This window comes from Methanolacinia petrolearia DSM 11571 (assembly GCF_000147875.1).
Taxonomy (GTDB): domain Archaea; phylum Halobacteriota; class Methanomicrobia; order Methanomicrobiales; family Methanomicrobiaceae; genus Methanolacinia; species Methanolacinia petrolearia.
This window is the reverse complement of record NC_014507.1, coordinates 2350813-2366362: the sequence shown is the minus strand read 5'-3', so window position 1 is coordinate 2366362 and position 15550 is coordinate 2350813. Positions and strand designations below refer to the sequence as shown.

Below are 15550 nucleotides of genomic sequence, written 5' to 3'. Positions count from 1 at the left end.
ATGCAATAAAACCAATTTTTAGGAAATGTCTGCACCAAAGGAGATACCTAAAAATTACGAACCCGCCGAGGTAGAGGAGCGCTGGCTCAAAACATGGAAGAAGGAGTCGTATTATTTCGACCCCGAATCCAAAAAACCGCAGTTCATAATCGACACGCCGCCTCCCTATCCTACCGGAAATTTCCATATAGGAAATGCGTTTAACTGGTGCTATATAGACTTCATCGCCAGATACAAGAGAATGAGGGGCTACAATGTCATGTTTCCCCAGGGCTGGGACTGCCATGGCCTTCCGACGGAGGTCAAGGTAGAGGAGTTAAACGGGATCACCAAAAACGATGTCCCGCGCCAGCAGTTCCGCGAGATGTGCAGGGAGCTGACACTCAAAAATATCGAGAAGATGCGCCAGACGATGATCAGGTGTGGATTTTCCAACGACTGGAGCAACGAATACATCACGATGCTCCCGAAATATTACAGGAAGACCCAGCTCTCTTTCCTCAGGATGTATAAGAAGGGAGACATATACCAGAGCGAGCATCCGGTCAACTTCTGCACCCGCTGCGAGACCGCGATTGCATTCGCAGAGGTCTCCTACGAGGACAGGAAGACGAAGCTAAACTTCTTCGACTTCGACGGTGTCGAGATCGCGACGACAAGGCCCGAGCTCCTTGCTGCCTGTGTCGCTGTGGCAGTCCACCCTGAGGATAAGAGATACGACAGGATCAGGGGAAAGACGCTCAAAGTTCCGATCTTCGGCCATGACGTGAAGGTAATCTCCGATGAGGCAGTCGACCCTAAGTTCGGAAGCGGCGCCGTCATGATCTGTACGTTCGGCGATAAGCAGGATGTCCACTGGTGGAAGCAGCACAACCTCGATCTCAGAAAGGCGATAGATCTCAGCGGAAAGATGACCGCGGTTGCAGGCAAATACGAGGGAATGTCTTCGGGAGAGTGCAGGAAGGCGATCCTTTCTGATATGGAATCGCTTGGCATCCTGAAGCGTCAGGAGGATCTCGAACAGAGGGTCGGAACATGCTGGAGATGCAAGACGCCGATCGAGATACTCTCGGAGAGACAGTGGTTCGTCAAGGTGCACAACGAGGAGATCCTCGATGCAGCAAACCAGATCAACTGGACGCCAGAGCACATGAAGATGCGCCTTGAGAACTGGGCGTCGCAGATGGAATGGGACTGGTGCATATCGAGGCAGAGAATATTCGCGACCCCGATCCCTGTCTGGTTCTGCAGCAAATGCGGGGAAGTAATTCTGCCGGACGAAGAGGACCTTCCGATCGACCCGACCGTAGACAAGCCGAAGAAACCGTGCCCAAAGTGCGGTTCGACAGAGTTTCACGGTGAAGAGGATGTCCTGGACACATGGATGGACTCATCCATATCAGTCCTCAACATCACGGGCTGGGACGGTTCAGGTACTCCCAAACTTTTCCCTGCACAGATTCGACCGCAGGGCCATGACATCATAAGGACATGGGCGTTTTACACGATCCTCCGTTCGGTTGCGCTGACCGGCAGCCACCCGTGGGAGAATATTCTTGTAAACGGTATGGTTCTCGGTGATGACGGTTTCAAGATGTCCAAGAGCCGTAACAATATAATCGCGCCCGAGGAGATCCTTGTCAAATACGGTGCGGACCCGTTCCGCCAGTGGAGTGCGGCAGGAGCGTCGACCGGTCAGGATATCGTATTCAACTGGAATGACGTAATCGCGGCGTCGAGGTTCCAGACAAAGATGTGGAACATCAACCGCTTCGTCCTGATGCATCTTGAAAGGGGATATCCCGAGGACAATGAGGCGACATATCTCGTAGACCGCTGGATGATGCACAGGCTCTCCGAATCGATCGAAGAGGTCACGGCGGCGATGGAAGGCTTCCAGTTCGATCAGGCGATCCGTGCCATCAGGGAGTTTGCACGCGACGTCTTTGCAGACAACTACATCGAACTTGTAAAGGGCCGGCTCTACGGCAGTGAAGAAGGAAGAGGCAGTGCACTCTATGTCCTGAGGACATGCCTCGATGCGCTTTGCAGGATGCTTGCACCCATGACTCCTTTCTTTGCCGAGGAGTGCTACTCATACCTGACCGGCGGCAAAGAGAGTGTGCACGCACAGCCATGGGTCGAGTCCGGGTTTAAGGACGACGAAGCAAAGGCAGAAGGAGACCTTGTCATAAAGATAGTCTCCGAGATTAGGAGATACAAGCATGACGAAGGTCTTGCACTCAACGCCCCGCTGGGCCATGTTGCCGTATATACACCCCTGCAGATTGACGATGGCGGAGATGCGTCGGCAACCCTCAATGCAAATGTAGAGTGGAGATCTGACAAGCCCGATCTTCAGAAGATCGTATCCGGTGTATCGTTTAACATGGGGCTTATCGGCCCGAACCTGAGGAACAAGGCCAAAGGATACATGGATGCTGTCAGGTCGCTCTCCGACGAACAGAAGATAACCCCGCCCGGCTCGGTTATGGTCGACGGGGAGGAGATCGCAGTAATACCCGGTTCATTCGAGCCCGTCTTCGCGTACAGGGTTGCAGGCGAGGAAGTCGATGTTCTCCAGCCGTCCGAAGACGTCATAATAACAGTGCAGAAAGAATAAGAAATGAAAAAAAATAAAAATTTTATCTCTTTTTTGATTTGTTCTTTGATTCAGCCTTTTTCCTGATCTCGCCGGCAACGAATTCCGCAATCTCATCCGTGTCCAGGGATGCGTCGACGAGGATGAATCTTTCGGGGTCTTCTTCGGCAAGTACCAGGTAGTTGTTCTTTACCTCTTCAAGCGTACTCGCGCATTCGAAATGCTCCTGGTGGGTTCGGTTTTTGTTCAGCCTTTCAACCGCATCCTCAACAGGAATTACAAGCAGGAAGGTAAGTTCGGGAACTATAGTCCATCCCTCGTGAATGCTCTTCATCCATTTCATCGGGTCGGGAAGGATTCCCTTAAGTGTCGAGGCCTGGTATGCATAGCGCGAGTCGGAGTACCTGTCCGAGATGATGATCCTTCCTTCCTCAAGCTGGGGCCTGATCACCGTTTCAAGGTGGGCGGCGTGGTCAGCGGTAAATAAAAGGGCCTCTGCAACGGGATCGATTCCCTCGGCGATACCCCTCCTGACCGCTTCACCGATCCATGTCGATCCCGGCTCCCTGGTAAAGACCGGATCGAGATCGGACAGCAGGCCTTTCAGGTTTTCTACGAGGGTAGATTTTCCTGTTCCGTCTATGCCTTCGATAGTTATCAACATAGTTCTATAGCTCTCCTCTTTGCACGATCTCAAGCGGAATATTTCCTTTATGGACTGCAGTTGCAATAATGACCCCATCGAAGCCTGCATTCTTAAGCCTGTAGAGGTCGTCCATTCCGGTCACTCCCCCTCCGTAGAACAACTCCGAATCGCAGGCATCTCTCAGTGATTCGAGATCAAGTCCGCCCATGCTGTCTTCCGCACCGACACTTGAGAGGTTCAGGATGTTGTAGGCTTCAAAGCCGAAGTCAGAGTTCTCTTTCAGAATTCTGGACGGATCTTCTCCGCCAGGGAGGGCCTTTCCGTCCTTTACGACAATACTAAACAGGTCGAAACTGCCGTAGCCCGAAGTATCTCCCCTGTATGTTTCAGTACTCAGGACGTTTTTGATCCCCGGCTCCTTTAATGCATCTTCAGGACCGCGTGCGCCCCTGTTGACGTATATGGTTTCAGCCTCATTTTTGCATGAAAAAATTGCCTTATCGTTGTTCCCCTTCCCCTCGATCCTGTTGAGATCCGCCAGATATGGATATTTGATCCGCAGTTCCCGAATGTATTCATGCGGAATTACGGTATGAGCAAGCCCCCAGTCCAGAGGTTTATACTGGTACCTTTTTCCTTTGTACCCGTGAACCACAACGCCGTCCAGTATATCCATTGCAAACAGAATTTTCATATTATCCCTTTTATCAACTTTTTAGTAACTGATCTCGACTTTAGGAATCATTAATTTCTGGTTTGCCGTCCGGTCGCCAGGGTGTTTCATTACTGTTTTGCTCCCGTATGTCTGCCACCCTTACTGGTTCATATAAAAATCACTAATTATATTGAATTATAAAATATTGTATGGATTTATTGGTCAGTCCGAGCAGCGTAGAAGAAGCGAAACTTTCTCTGGCTGCAGATATTATTGACGTAAAAAAGCCCTCCGAGGGTTCATTGGGTGCAAATTTTCCCTGGGTAATTTCAGCAATCAAAGATCTGACGAACAAACCCGTCAGCGCGGCTATAGGAGATTATGAATATCGTCCCGGCGGAGCGGCCCAGGGTGCGTTCGGCGCAGCGAGCGCGGGAGCGGATTATATAAAAATCGGCCTTATGTTGAAGGACGAATCTGAGGCTTTCGAGATGATCGAGAGCGTCAATAAGGCCGTAAAATGGAAATATCCTGAAAAAACTGTTGTCATCGCGGCATATGCCGATTTTGAGAGAATAGATACTATATCTCCAATGGATATAACCAAACTTGTCGCAAAGGCCGGCGCCGATGTTGCGATGATCGATACAGCTGTTAAAGATGGAAAAAGACTTTTTGACTTCCTGGACGAAAAGACACTTACAGAATTTACAGAGGCCAACAGAAAGCTCGGGCTGAAGACCGCCCTTGCAGGCTCACTGAAATTCGAGGATCTGGATGTTTTGAAGAGAATCAATCCGGAGATCATAGGTGTCAGAGGTATGGTATGCGGCGGAGACCGAAGCGCAGTCATACGTGAGGAATTAGTGCAGAAAGCCATAGCAATGGTAAGGTGAAATGAGGTAATATGTACCTGAAAAAACTGGATATTGAAACAGGATTTACATTCGATGATGTTCTGCTTGTGCCTGCGGCTTCAGGTGTAGAACCAAGCGAGACAGAGCCCGCTTCGAAATTCTCAAGAAACATAAAATTAACAATCCCATTTGTATCCTCGGCGATGGATACGGTTACCGAGTCGGGAATGGCAATCGCTCTCGCCAGAGCCGGGTGCCTCGGTGTCCTTCACAGGAATATGACCGCCGAGGATGAGGTTGAGCAGGTGACCCTCGTCAAGCAGGCGGACGATATAATCGAGCGCGAAGTTTTGACTGTAAATTCACAGGCGACAGTTTCCGATGCGGCCCGTATGATGCAGAACTACAGCATCAGCGGGGTCCCTGTAATGGAAGGGGACGAGATAATAGGTATAGTCAGCAGACGCGATCTCAGGTGGATCGCATCCAAAAAGGGCGATCAGAATATCCGGACTGTCATGACTACAAACCCTATAACAGTGAATGAAGACGTCAAACTCGAGGATGCTCTTGAGGTTATGTACAACAACAAGGTCGAGCGCCTTCCTGTCGTAAGCGAGGGGACCAAAACGCTGATCGGCATTATCACGATGCAGGATCTCCTTGAAAAGAACCAGTACCCTGCCGCGAATCGCGACAAGGACGGAAAGTTAAGGGTTGCAGCAGCGGTAGGTCCGTTCGACTTCAAAAGAGCGGTCATGCTTGATGAGGCGGGCGCCGATGCAATTGTTGCAGACTGTGCTCACGGTCATAACCTGAATGTAGTAAAATCCGTGAAAGAGATGAAGGAGTCTGTCAGCGCGGATGTTGTTGCAGGAAATATCGCTACAAGCGCTGCGGCAGAAGAGTTCGGCGGTTCGGTCGACGGTCTCAAGGTAGGAATAGGGCCCGGTTCGATCTGTACTACACGCGTGGTCGCCGGTGTGGGTGTCCCTCAGGTTACGGCGATTGCATCAGTAGCCGAGGTTGCATCACAATACGATGTTCCTATTATCGCAGACGGGGGTATACGTTACAGCGGTGATATCGCAAAGGCGATCGCCGCAGGTGCCGACTGTGTAATGCTCGGTAGCCTTCTTGCAGGAACCGATGAGGCTCCCGGAAGAGTCATTGCAATCAAGGGACGCCGCTACAAACAATACCGCGGGATGGGTTCGCTTGGCGTCATGGAGAGTGGCCAGTCCAGCGATCGTTATTTCCAGAAGAAAGATCCGGATATGCCGAGAGGAATAGGACAGACCAAGTTCGTTCCCGAGGGAATAGAGGGCGCAACCCCATATGTGGGCTCAGTGGAATCTGTCATATACCAGCTTACAGGCGGTCTTAAGTCGGCAATGGGGTATACCGGATCACCTGATATCCCTGCGCTGAAAGCAAACGGGAAATTCATCAAGATAACTGCGGCAGGCCAGATAGAGAGCCATCCTCATGATATTTTAATTACGGATGAGGCTCCGAATTACCGGCTGAAAGATAACTAATTTTATATATTATTTTTTACTAACTTTAGGTAAAGGTATGTTGGAAGGCGACGATATCTCCCGCCTCCTGGATATTCTGGGGAACAGGAACCGGAGAAGAATAATACAGCTTCTAAGGCAGAAACCATGTTTTGTTACTGAAATCTCCGACCGGCTGATGATAAGCCCCAAGGCGGTTATCGAGCATCTTCAGCTCATGGAGAGAGAGCAGATACTTCTTTCGAAAAACGACCGGTCGAGGAGGAAGTATTACTATCTCTCAAGGGATTTTAAGGTGGTAATAGACCTGGAGAATATTCCTGCCGCGCTTTTGCCCGAAGAGATAGCTGTAATAGATAAGAAAAACGAGTTCTTCAGCCTTCTCGCAGCGACCAATAAACTCCTTGAATCCCGTGACAGTATTCTGTCTGATCTCGAGTACATCGAGAGGGATATTGACAGAAAAATAAGTGATTTAAAAGTTACCGGCAAAGACATATTAGCGAGTGAGACAGAGTTCAATTTAGTACTTGCATTGTCAAGTTGCGAGATGACTCTTGGTGATCTCGAAGAATTCTCCGGAATCGACCTGACAGAACTTTCAGGGGTTCTTGACGGTCTTGCGGCGAAAGGTATCGTGAAGAGAACAGGTGAATATTACAAAGTGTGTGATATCTATGCCGAATGAACCTAATGACGATCTATTCAAGAATTTTGCCAAAGTAATGGAGGATATTCTCAGCAACCTGTCGCTGGACGAGAATACCAGATTCGTAGGCTGCACTATCATTACCGGCCAGGGCGGTGAACCGCGTTTCATTCCTCTCGACGAGTTTGAGACCGAGATGCCGGATGATATCGACTATGAGATGATCGAATCCCATGACAGGATCTACATTACGGCAGAGATTTCCCCGGAGACCGAGGCTATCCCTGATATAGATATACAGCCGGATACCGTTAAAATATCAATAGACGGAAAAGAAGCGGTTATAGAACTCCCGTGCCTTATACATACGGGCCAGAGCTTTTCAAATATCAAAAACGGTGTTATTGATATAATATGTGAAAAGCTCTAACTATTTTTTATGTACACGATATTTGAAATATACAACAACATTCCTTATAATCATGAAATAAAAACCGATTTTGGATATTCATGCTTCGTTAAAGAGCCCGGGATTTTGTTTGATACGGGTGCAAAAGGGGATATTCTTCTCTGCAACCTGGAGCGTCTGGGCATATCTGCTGATCAGGTAAAACATCTTGTTCTTTCTCACGATCACTGGGATCACAATGGGGGCATTAAGGCCGTTCTTGATGAGAATCCAAACATAATCTGTTATTGTCCCAGGGGTACTTCTGTCGAGACCATATCGGCGCTTGAAATGGGGTCAGGATGCGTTGTGACTGAGAGCTGGCATGAACTGTCGCCCGGGATTCTCTTGACAGGTCCGATAGAGAGTGTCTTTTCGGGCACCAGCATATTCGAGCAGTCTCTTGTTCTTGATTCGGGTAAAGGTCTGTTCCTGATAACTGGGTGCTCCCATCCGCACATATCCTGTATACTTGATTGCGTGAGAGAAAGGGGTCCGGTAACCGGAGTCATCGGCGGATTTCATGATGTCGACAAGGCTGATATCCGGTCGCTTGAAGGGCTGGATTACATATCACCTTCGCATTGTACTACGGCGATTGAGGCTATTGCCGGAGAGTTTGGGGATAGATTTATTCGAAGCGGGGCGGGGTTTATTCACAGAATCTGACTATGCCAACTGATTTAATCAAGGAATTATTAATATATAAACCGGTTTTTTAATGCAGCGGGTAATCGGTTTCAAAGAAAGGCGATATATCGAAGAGCTGAGGATTTTAACAAAATCCACTGCACTCGACTGCGTTATTGATGATTCCTTTGACAGGGTTATATACATCATAAAAAAAGGGGATATGGGTTTTGCCATAGGCAGAAACGGTGAGAACATCAAAAAACTGCACCGTATCCTCGGCAAAAGGGTTGAGATGGTTGAAGAGAGCGAAAGTCTTGAAGAGTTTTTAAAAAACGTCTTCAGGCCCGCTGCTATATCCGGATCAGGCAGAGCTGACGAGTCCGGAAAAATCCTTGTTTATGTCGACAACAAAACTGATCTCGGTAAGGCTATCGGAAAAGGCGGGTGTAATATCGAAAAGGCAAGACTGCTCGTGCTCAGGTATTTTGGAGATGAAGTCGGAGATATCATATTGAATTGAAGAGGTGTATGATGAGTTCTTCTGAAGTTATTGATGAATTATGGTCCGTAATCTGTGATCGTGCCGAGAACCCTCCAGAAAAAAGCTATGTCGTTGATATACTGAATCACAGGAAAGGCATCGACAAGTCGCTGGAGAAGGTCGGCGAGGAAGCTACCGAGTTTATTATTGCGGTGAAAAACAGCGATTACAATGCCAAGGTGGGCGAGGCTGCGGACCTGATCTTCCATACGCTTCTCGCGCTGCGTGCTGCGGATGTCGATCTGTCTGATGTAATGTCGGAGCTTGAAAACCGCCGCAGGTGATCCTTTCGGTCTCCCTCTTGTGATCTATCAGATTGCGCGTTCACCATGTTTCAACTGATTTTTTCCAATTTTTTTGAATTTTTTGTGTTTATGATCCCTGAATTTCAGCATTTTTTCGATCTGAAACAAGCACCTTTATATGTTGCAACTGATAACATTGTAAGGCTGAAGTGGTGTGTAAGAAAAGGGCTCTGAGAGCTCTTTTCGAGAAACGCGACCACTAGATAGCTTTAACGGATAACAGAGTATCGAACAAAAATGTTTGTTCTGTTGCCTTACGGAAACAAGAAAGACATGGTTTATATGTCATGAACTCTAATATTGTTTCCGCGATTGTTTGATGGGGAGCCGAGATGTGCGCGAGTGGGCGCATCGGTTCTGACGTTGGCACAAGTGATGCGGAAATCTGTTTAATAACCGCTAATCTCCTTTAAAAGTTACATAACCGATAGTGTGCTTAGTACTGAAAAAATAATTCTGGTTGATCCTGCCAGAGGTCACTGCTATCGGGGTTCGATTAAGCCATGCGAGTCGAGAGGGTTTAGACCCTCGGCGGACTGCTCAGTAACACGTGGATAACCTGCCCTAAGGTGGAGGATAACCCCGGGAAACTGGGGATAATACTCCATAGGCTAGGGATACTGGAATGTTTCCTAGCCAAAAGTTCCGGCGCCTTAGGATGGATCTGCGGCCGATTAGGTAGTTGTTGGGGTAACGGCCCAACAAGCCTGTAATCGGTACGGGTTGTGGGAGCAAGAGCCCGGAGATGGAATCTGAGACACGATTCCAGGCCCTACGGGGCGCAGCAGGCGCGAAAACTTTACAATGCAGGAAACTGTGATAAGGGAACCCCGAGTGCTCGTACACGCGAGCTGTCCAGGTGTGCAAAAAGCATCTGAAGAAAGGGCCGGGCAAGACCGGTGCCAGCCGCCGCGGTAATACCGGCGGCTCGAGTGGTGACCACTATTATTGGGCTTAAAGCGTTCGTAGCTGGACTCTTAAGTCTCTTGGGAAATCCGCCGGCTCAACCGGCGGGCGTCCAAGAGATACTGAGTGTCTAGGAACCGGAAGAGGTAAGAGGTACTTCGGGGGTAGGAGTGAAATCCTGTAATCCTCGAGGGACCACCGATGGCGAAGGCATCTTACCAGGACGGCTTCGACAGTGAGGAACGAAAGCTGGGGGAGCGAACCGGATTAGATACCCGGGTAGTCCCAGCCGTAAACGATGCGCGTTAGGTGTACTGGTGACCACGAGTCACCTGGGTGCCGAAGGGAAACCGTGAAACGTGCCGCCTGGGAAGTACGGTCGCAAGGCTGAAACTTAAAGGAATTGGCGGGGGAGCACCACAACGGGTGGAGCCTGCGGTTTAATTGGACTCAACGCCGGGAAGCTCACCGGATAGGACAGCGGAATGATAACCGGGCTGAAGACTCTGTTTGACCAGCTGAGAGGAGGTGCATGGCCGTCGTCAGTTCGTACTGTGAAGCATCCTGTTTAGTCAGGCAACGAGCGAGACCCACGCCAACAGTTGCCAGCATGTTCTCCGGAATGATGGGGACACTGTTGGGACCGCCTCTGCTAAAGGGGAGGAAGGAATGGGCAACGGTAGGTCAGCATGCCCCGAATTATCCGGGCTACACGCGGGCTACAATGGTCGGGACAATGAGCAACGACACTGAGAAGTGTAGTCAATCTCCTAAACCCGTCCCAAGTTCGGATTGTGGGCTGTAACTCGCCCACATGAAGCTGGAATCCGTAGTAATCGCGTTTCAAAATAGCGCGGTGAATGCGTCCCTGCTCCTTGCACACACCGCCCGTCAAACCACCCGAGTGAGGTTTGGATGAGGCTGTGGTTTTTGCCGCAGTCGAATCTAGGTTTTGCAAGGGGGGTTAAGTCGTAACAAGGTAGCCGTAGGGGAATCTGCGGCTGGATCACCTCCTAACGAAATAAGGGTTTAAGTAGCGGTTGTTAAACAGACTGTAAAATCACTTGTGTCAGCAAGCAATAATCGAGGCGGGCTTATAGCTCAGCTGGAAGAGCGCGGCCTTTGCAAGGCCGAGGCCGGGGGTTCAAATCCCCCTGAGTCCATCCGTTGAAGAACAACGGTTTTCGATGCACCCGGAGATGCGAGTCACCGGGGAAGGGCTGAGAGTCATGGCGACGCGTGACCCTTTGAAGCCGTGTATAGGTGTGCACAAAGGACGTTAAATGGATTTTAGCGGTTAAGCCGATATAATGCTGAATTACGTTCTGCCTGTCAGTGAATGGCTCGGTTCGAGTGCCGATGAAGGGCGTGCCAAGCTGCGATAAGCTCCGGGAAGACGCAAGGATTCTATGATCCGGAGATACCCTAATGGGACATCCTGTAGTCTTTTGACTACGATTGGTAACAATCGGTAACCCCCCGAATTGAAACATCTCAGTAGGGGGAGGAAGAGAAATCAAACGAGATGTCGTAAGTAAAGGCGATCGAAAGCGACAGAGTTCAAACTGAATCCCGCAAGGGAGATGTGGTGTTATAGGCCCACTGTTCGCACATGATTTGAAATGGAATTTGTTCTGGAACGTCAAACCAGAGAGGGTGACAGTCCCGTACATGTAAGAATCCTGTGTATATGTGGAGTCCTGAGTAGCGCGGGTTGGCATTCTCGCGTGAATTTGGGGGTCATCAACCTCCAAAACTAAATACTCCTCGAAACCGATAGCGCATTAGTAGCGTGAGCGAAAGCTGAAAAGTAACCCTGGAAAGGTGGTGAATAAGTGCCTGAAACTGGCAGGCGATGGTGTGTTATGGCGTGAAAGGATCTTTGCATCGAAAGAATCAGTCGCGAGGCTGTAGTATGGGATGCATTGCCAGCGTCATAACTTACGTTTTGAAGAACGGGCCAGAGAGTTTACTCTTTCGGCGAGGTTAACCTGTTATGGGAAGCCGAAGCGAAAGCGACAAGTCCGTAAGTTTTCTATGGGACGACGTATTAAAAGTGCGTGGAGTCGGAAGGGTAAGACCCGAAGCCCAGTGATCTATGCGTGGGCAGGCTGAAGGGTGACGAAAGTTGCGTGGAGGGCCGAAACGGTTTTGATATGCAAATCATTCGTATGACCTGCGTATAGGGGTGAAAGGCCAATCGAACTGGGCATCCGCTGGTTCCTCTCGAAACATGCCGTAGCATGACCTGAGTGGAGATAGATAGTGAGGTAGAGCACTGATTGTGGGAGTTGGGGGAGAAATCCCTCACCCTGCTGTCAAACTCCAAATTCCCTATCGTCGTAGAAGCTCGGAAGTCCGCACTGCGGGGTAAGCTTGTAGTGCGTAAGGGAGACAACCCAGCCCGTGGTTAATGTCCCTCAGTGTAGGTTAAGTGTAAACACTAAATGAGGTCCTAGGTCAAAGACAACTGGAAGGTGAGCTTAGAAGCAGCTATCCTTTAAAAAGTGCGTAACAGCTTACCAGTCGAGATTTAGGGCGCAGAAAATGGACGGGGCTGAAACCTACCACAGATACCACGGACCATACTATGTATGATGGCGTAGAGAGGCGTTCTGCATGGGCGGAAGCAGGGATGTAAGTTCCTGTGGACCGTGTAGAAATGAGAATTCTGGCATTAGTAGAAGCATTAGTTAGGTGAGAATCCTAACCGCCGCAGGGGCTAGGTTTCCTCGACAATGTTCGTCAGTCGAGGGTTAGTCGGTCCTAAGTTATACCGTAACTCGAGTATAGCGAAAGGGAAACAGGTTAATATTCCTGTACCATCTGTCAATAATCCTGACGCTTCGGGATATGCCTTGCAGGGTAGTCGCCCTGTTTAAGCGTATAAGCCTTTGGAGAACCGTAATGGTGAGAATTAGGTGAAATCGTGATGAGTAATTAAGGCGCATTCCTGGAGCCCGTGAAAAGGGGACAAGATGACCGTACCGAGATCTGACACAGGTGCCCCTAGCTGAGTAGGCTAAGGCGTGTCGGTTTAATTGTGTTTAGGGAACTCGGCAAAATAGCCCCGTAACTTTGGAATAAGGGGTGCCTGCCCAGCGATTGGGCAGGTCGCAGTGACCAGGGGACTCCGACTGTCTAATAACAACATAGCAGACTGCAACTCGGAAACGACTAGTATAGTCTGTGATTCCTGCCCAGTGCAGGTATCTGAACACCGGGTACAACCGGACGAAGGACCTGTAAACGGCGGGGGTAACTATGACCCTCTTAAGGTAGCGTAGTACCTTGTCGCTTAATTGGCGACTTGCATGAATGGATTAACGAGAGTCCTACTGTCCCAAACACAAGTCCGTTGAACATTTTATCCTAGTGCAGAGGCTAGGGACTCCATATGGGAAGTGAAGACCCCGTGGAGCTTTACTGCAGCCTGTCGTTGTGTTACGGTATTCCTTGCGCAGAGTAGATGGGAGATGTCGATCCGTTCCTCGTGGGGAACGGGGAGTCGCAATCTGAGACACCATCCTAGGTTTATTGTAACACTAACTCGCTTAGAGGACACCGGTAGGTAGGCAGTTTGGGTGGGGCGCCACACCCTCGAAAAGGTATCAAGGGTGCCCCAAGGTCAACTCATGTGAGTCAGAAACTCACAGGAGAGTGTCAAGAGCAAAAGTTGGCCTGACGCTGACACGAACAGTAAGTGTCTGCGAGAGGAAACTCGGGTCTAACGAACCAATGAGCGCTTTTGATGAGTGCCATTGACGACAGAAAAGCTACCCCGGGGATAACAGAGTCGTCGCCGGCAAGAGCACATATCGACCCGGCGGCTTGCTACCTCGATGTCGGTTCTTTCCATCCTGGCTGTGCAGCAGCAGCCAAGGGTGAGGTTGTTCGCCTATTAAAGGGGATCGTGAGCTGGGTTTAGACCGTCGTGAGACAGGTCGGTTACTATCTATATGGAGTGTTGGGAGTCTGAAGGTAAGACGGAAATAGTACGAGAGGAACTTTCCGTCGGCGCCACTGGTAGACCGGTTGTCCGACAGGGCAATGCCGGGTGGCTACGCGCTACGGGATAAAAGACTGAAAGCATCTAAGCTTGAAGCCTGACCTGAAAAGAGACTCCGTTATAGGGCACGAGTAAAAGACTCGTTTGATAGACTTGGGATGTACGCACGAAGGCAACGACGTGTTCAGTCCACAAGCACTAACGCCCGATAATTCAGCAATTGGCTATACCGCTGAAATCCAGACGAAATCCTTCTGTGCACACACTATACAGTCAGATATTTGCAAACGTTCCGGTTCATGACCGGAGTCTGACGTTTGCGGCCATAGCGGTGGTGTCACACCCGGACCCGTTTCGAACCCGGAAGTTAAGACCACCCACGCAGGATGCTGTACTGAGATACGCGAGTTCTCGGGAACCATCCCCCGCTGCAATCCCGGTAAGGATTGTGAACTGTTCTACTGAGATTTTGAAGAAGACCGTAAGGTATTGAGTAATTTTAAATGATTAATAAGACACTCATGTTTTTGATTGCTTTCGTGATTTTTTTATTTGAGCTTGAGTTTTGTTTTCTTTAATAGCAGAGAAGGGAGGGGGCACATCCTCCTCCCTTCAACCCTCCCCCTGCTCGCGATAGACGCCGTCGGGACGGGCAAGCATCCCTCCGGTTCCTCGTGTTTTCCCGATGAATCTAATAATTTCACTGTTTAAGAATAATCAGAATAGTAAATCTTCCCGGCCAAGGCTACCCGGATGGGTAGCGTCCAGGCCGGGTTATCATCATTGCGAAAGTTCGCGAAGCGAACTGAGCATGGGGCTGCCCCGAAGGGGCTTAAGCCCTTTAAACTCTAAAAAATATCTGATTATTCTTTAATCGAATAAATAAGCAAACCCGATTCTTCTTCAGATCCTGATCTGGAAAATCCGTTTTTCTCCAGGACTCTTATTGACGGATAATTCTCAGGTTCTGTTTTGGCAAGAATAGCCTCCTTAAACCCTGATTTTTTATACCATTCAAGGAGTGCTTCTACCGCTTCCGTAGTATAACCCTGATTTTCGTATTGTTTTAGAACTGAATAACCCAGTTCAAAATCCGCGTTCTCATGAACAATAAATCCCCCGCTTCCTATTAATACCTGGTTTTCTCTATCTGAATTGCTAATCCAGTAAAAGCTAAATAGTCTGTTTTGTTTAAGGAGGGCCTGAAAAGTCAGGTTTACATCAGTTGTCACTGATTCATGCGGCCAGTTTTCAGGTATAAAAATACCTGACAGGGCATCAGGCAGTTTCTCCTTATTTATTTCGTAATTTATTATATCTTCAGTAACAGGAATCAGGATTAATCTTTTAGTTTGTATTATCTTAAGTATCATAATTCTGGAAAATTGTTTGTTTCTATAGATATTAGACGATGCTTATTCCCTGATTAGATGCATTACTCAGATTCGGCTTAGTAGGATAATTAAAAAATATTTTCACATCTCTGGATAAAATTTATATTGTTATATTGAGCATTCCATTGCTATGACTGTTAGAATTCATGAGCAGAAAAAAATAAAAAAATCTGCAATTGAATTGTTCAGCCGCTACACCGATATCAAGATTTTAAAAAGCGAACTTGAATCTCTCGGGTTTCTGGAAAGAGTTGAGAAGCCAACACTTGTTGTAATGGAAAATCCTGATCTTGAATTATATGTTCAGATTGGAATAATACCGGAAAATAAAGTTAATGGATATGATGTATTAACTTTCGAGGAAATTGAGGAGGCTCTCAGATAA

The 15550-nt window shown here is 48.7% G+C and carries 12 protein-coding genes, 1 tRNA gene and 3 rRNA genes; 13 read left to right on the top strand and 3 right to left on the bottom strand.

Features of this window, described 5'->3' with window-relative positions:
* Positions 1 to 25 precede the first annotated feature (25 nt).
* Complete coding sequence (locus tag MPET_RS11915; RefSeq protein ID WP_013330286.1) at positions 26 to 2623, top strand: valine--tRNA ligase; 2598 nt, start codon at positions 26 to 28, stop codon at positions 2621 to 2623.
* Positions 2624 to 2645: 22 nt separating this feature from the next.
* Here the strand turns inward: MPET_RS11915 and tmk are convergent, their stop codons facing one another.
* A complete protein-coding gene (gene tmk / locus MPET_RS11910; RefSeq protein ID WP_013330285.1) occupies positions 2646 to 3266 on the bottom strand; it encodes a dTMP kinase in 621 nt (206 codons plus the stop codon).
* 4 nt (positions 3267 to 3270) lie between these two features.
* Entirely contained in the window at positions 3271 to 3942 is a 672-nt protein-coding gene (locus MPET_RS11905; RefSeq protein ID WP_013330284.1) for a HisA/HisF-related TIM barrel protein, read from the bottom strand.
* A gap of 170 nt (positions 3943 to 4112) precedes the next feature.
* Between MPET_RS11905 and MPET_RS11900 the strand changes: the two genes are divergently transcribed.
* From MPET_RS11900 to rrf, 11 genes are all read left to right on the top strand, one after another.
* Positions 4113 to 4799 (top strand): (5-formylfuran-3-yl)methyl phosphate synthase, encoded by a 687-nt coding sequence (locus tag MPET_RS11900; protein WP_013330283.1) that lies wholly within the window; start codon positions 4113 to 4115, stop codon positions 4797 to 4799.
* A gap of 11 nt (positions 4800 to 4810) precedes the next feature.
* Entirely contained in the window at positions 4811 to 6301 is a 1491-nt protein-coding gene (gene guaB / locus MPET_RS11895; RefSeq protein ID WP_013330282.1) for an IMP dehydrogenase, read from the top strand.
* Between the two features lie 37 nt (positions 6302 to 6338).
* Positions 6339 to 6968, top strand: a complete 630-nt coding sequence (locus MPET_RS11890) for an ArsR/SmtB family transcription factor (RefSeq protein ID WP_013330281.1) — start codon at positions 6339 to 6341, stop codon at positions 6966 to 6968.
* Positions 6958 to 7359 carry an Hsp20/alpha crystallin family protein gene (locus tag MPET_RS11885; RefSeq protein WP_013330280.1) on the top strand — a complete coding sequence of 134 codons (402 nt, stop codon included), beginning with the start codon at positions 6958 to 6960 and terminating at the stop codon, positions 7357 to 7359. The genes MPET_RS11890 and MPET_RS11885 overlap by 11 nt, the downstream gene beginning before the upstream one ends.
* Before the next feature lie 9 nt (positions 7360 to 7368).
* Positions 7369 to 8046, top strand: coding sequence for an MBL fold metallo-hydrolase (locus MPET_RS11880; protein WP_013330279.1), 678 nt, complete (start codon positions 7369 to 7371; stop codon positions 8044 to 8046).
* A gap of 52 nt (positions 8047 to 8098) precedes the next feature.
* Entirely contained in the window at positions 8099 to 8530 is a 432-nt protein-coding gene (locus MPET_RS11875) for a NusA-like transcription termination signal-binding factor (protein ID WP_013330278.1), read from the top strand.
* 11 nt (positions 8531 to 8541) lie between these two features.
* Entirely contained in the window at positions 8542 to 8835 is a 294-nt protein-coding gene (gene hisE, locus MPET_RS11870; protein WP_013330277.1) for a phosphoribosyl-ATP diphosphatase, read from the top strand.
* A gap of 474 nt (positions 8836 to 9309) precedes the next feature.
* A 16S ribosomal RNA gene (locus MPET_RS11865) occupies positions 9310 to 10777 on the top strand.
* 75 nt (positions 10778 to 10852) lie between these two features.
* Positions 10853 to 10925: transfer RNA gene (locus MPET_RS11860), tRNA-Ala, on the top strand.
* 146 nt (positions 10926 to 11071) lie between these two features.
* A 23S ribosomal RNA gene (locus MPET_RS11855) occupies positions 11072 to 13992 on the top strand.
* Positions 13993 to 14086: 94 nt separating this feature from the next.
* Positions 14087 to 14208, top strand: a 5S ribosomal RNA gene (rrf, locus tag MPET_RS11850).
* Together the 16S, 23S and 5S rRNA genes with 1 tRNA gene alongside form the textbook arrangement of a ribosomal RNA operon.
* 426 nt (positions 14209 to 14634) lie before the next feature.
* Here the strand turns inward: rrf and MPET_RS11845 are convergent.
* The gene (locus MPET_RS11845; protein ID WP_013330276.1) at positions 14635 to 15144 is read right to left on the bottom strand and encodes a GNAT family N-acetyltransferase; all 510 of its coding nucleotides are present in this window, start codon (positions 15142 to 15144) and stop codon (positions 14635 to 14637) included.
* Between the two features lie 151 nt (positions 15145 to 15295).
* Between MPET_RS11845 and MPET_RS11840 the strand changes: the two genes are divergently transcribed.
* The gene (locus tag MPET_RS11840; protein WP_013330275.1) at positions 15296 to 15550 is read left to right on the top strand and encodes a hypothetical protein; all 255 of its coding nucleotides are present in this window, start codon (positions 15296 to 15298) and stop codon (positions 15548 to 15550) included.

Coding starts and splice junctions, on each gene's coding strand:
- MPET_RS11915 (WP_013330286.1), top strand. CDS start 26: ATGTCTGCACCAAAGGAGATACCTAAAAATTACGAACCCGCCGAGGTA.
- tmk (WP_013330285.1), bottom strand. CDS start 3,266: ATGTTGATAACTATCGAAGGCATAGACGGAACAGGAAAATCTACCCTC.
- MPET_RS11905 (WP_013330284.1), bottom strand. CDS start 3,942: ATGAAAATTCTGTTTGCAATGGATATACTGGACGGCGTTGTGGTTCAC.
- MPET_RS11900 (WP_013330283.1), top strand. CDS start 4,113: ATGGATTTATTGGTCAGTCCGAGCAGCGTAGAAGAAGCGAAACTTTCT.
- guaB (WP_013330282.1), top strand. CDS start 4,811: ATGTACCTGAAAAAACTGGATATTGAAACAGGATTTACATTCGATGAT.
- MPET_RS11890 (WP_013330281.1), top strand. CDS start 6,339: ATGTTGGAAGGCGACGATATCTCCCGCCTCCTGGATATTCTGGGGAAC.
- MPET_RS11885 (WP_013330280.1), top strand. CDS start 6,958: ATGCCGAATGAACCTAATGACGATCTATTCAAGAATTTTGCCAAAGTA.
- MPET_RS11880 (WP_013330279.1), top strand. CDS start 7,369: ATGTACACGATATTTGAAATATACAACAACATTCCTTATAATCATGAA.
- MPET_RS11875 (WP_013330278.1), top strand. CDS start 8,099: ATGCAGCGGGTAATCGGTTTCAAAGAAAGGCGATATATCGAAGAGCTG.
- hisE (WP_013330277.1), top strand. CDS start 8,542: ATGAGTTCTTCTGAAGTTATTGATGAATTATGGTCCGTAATCTGTGAT.
- MPET_RS11845 (WP_013330276.1), bottom strand. CDS start 15,144: ATGATACTTAAGATAATACAAACTAAAAGATTAATCCTGATTCCTGTT.
- MPET_RS11840 (WP_013330275.1), top strand. CDS start 15,296: ATGACTGTTAGAATTCATGAGCAGAAAAAAATAAAAAAATCTGCAATT.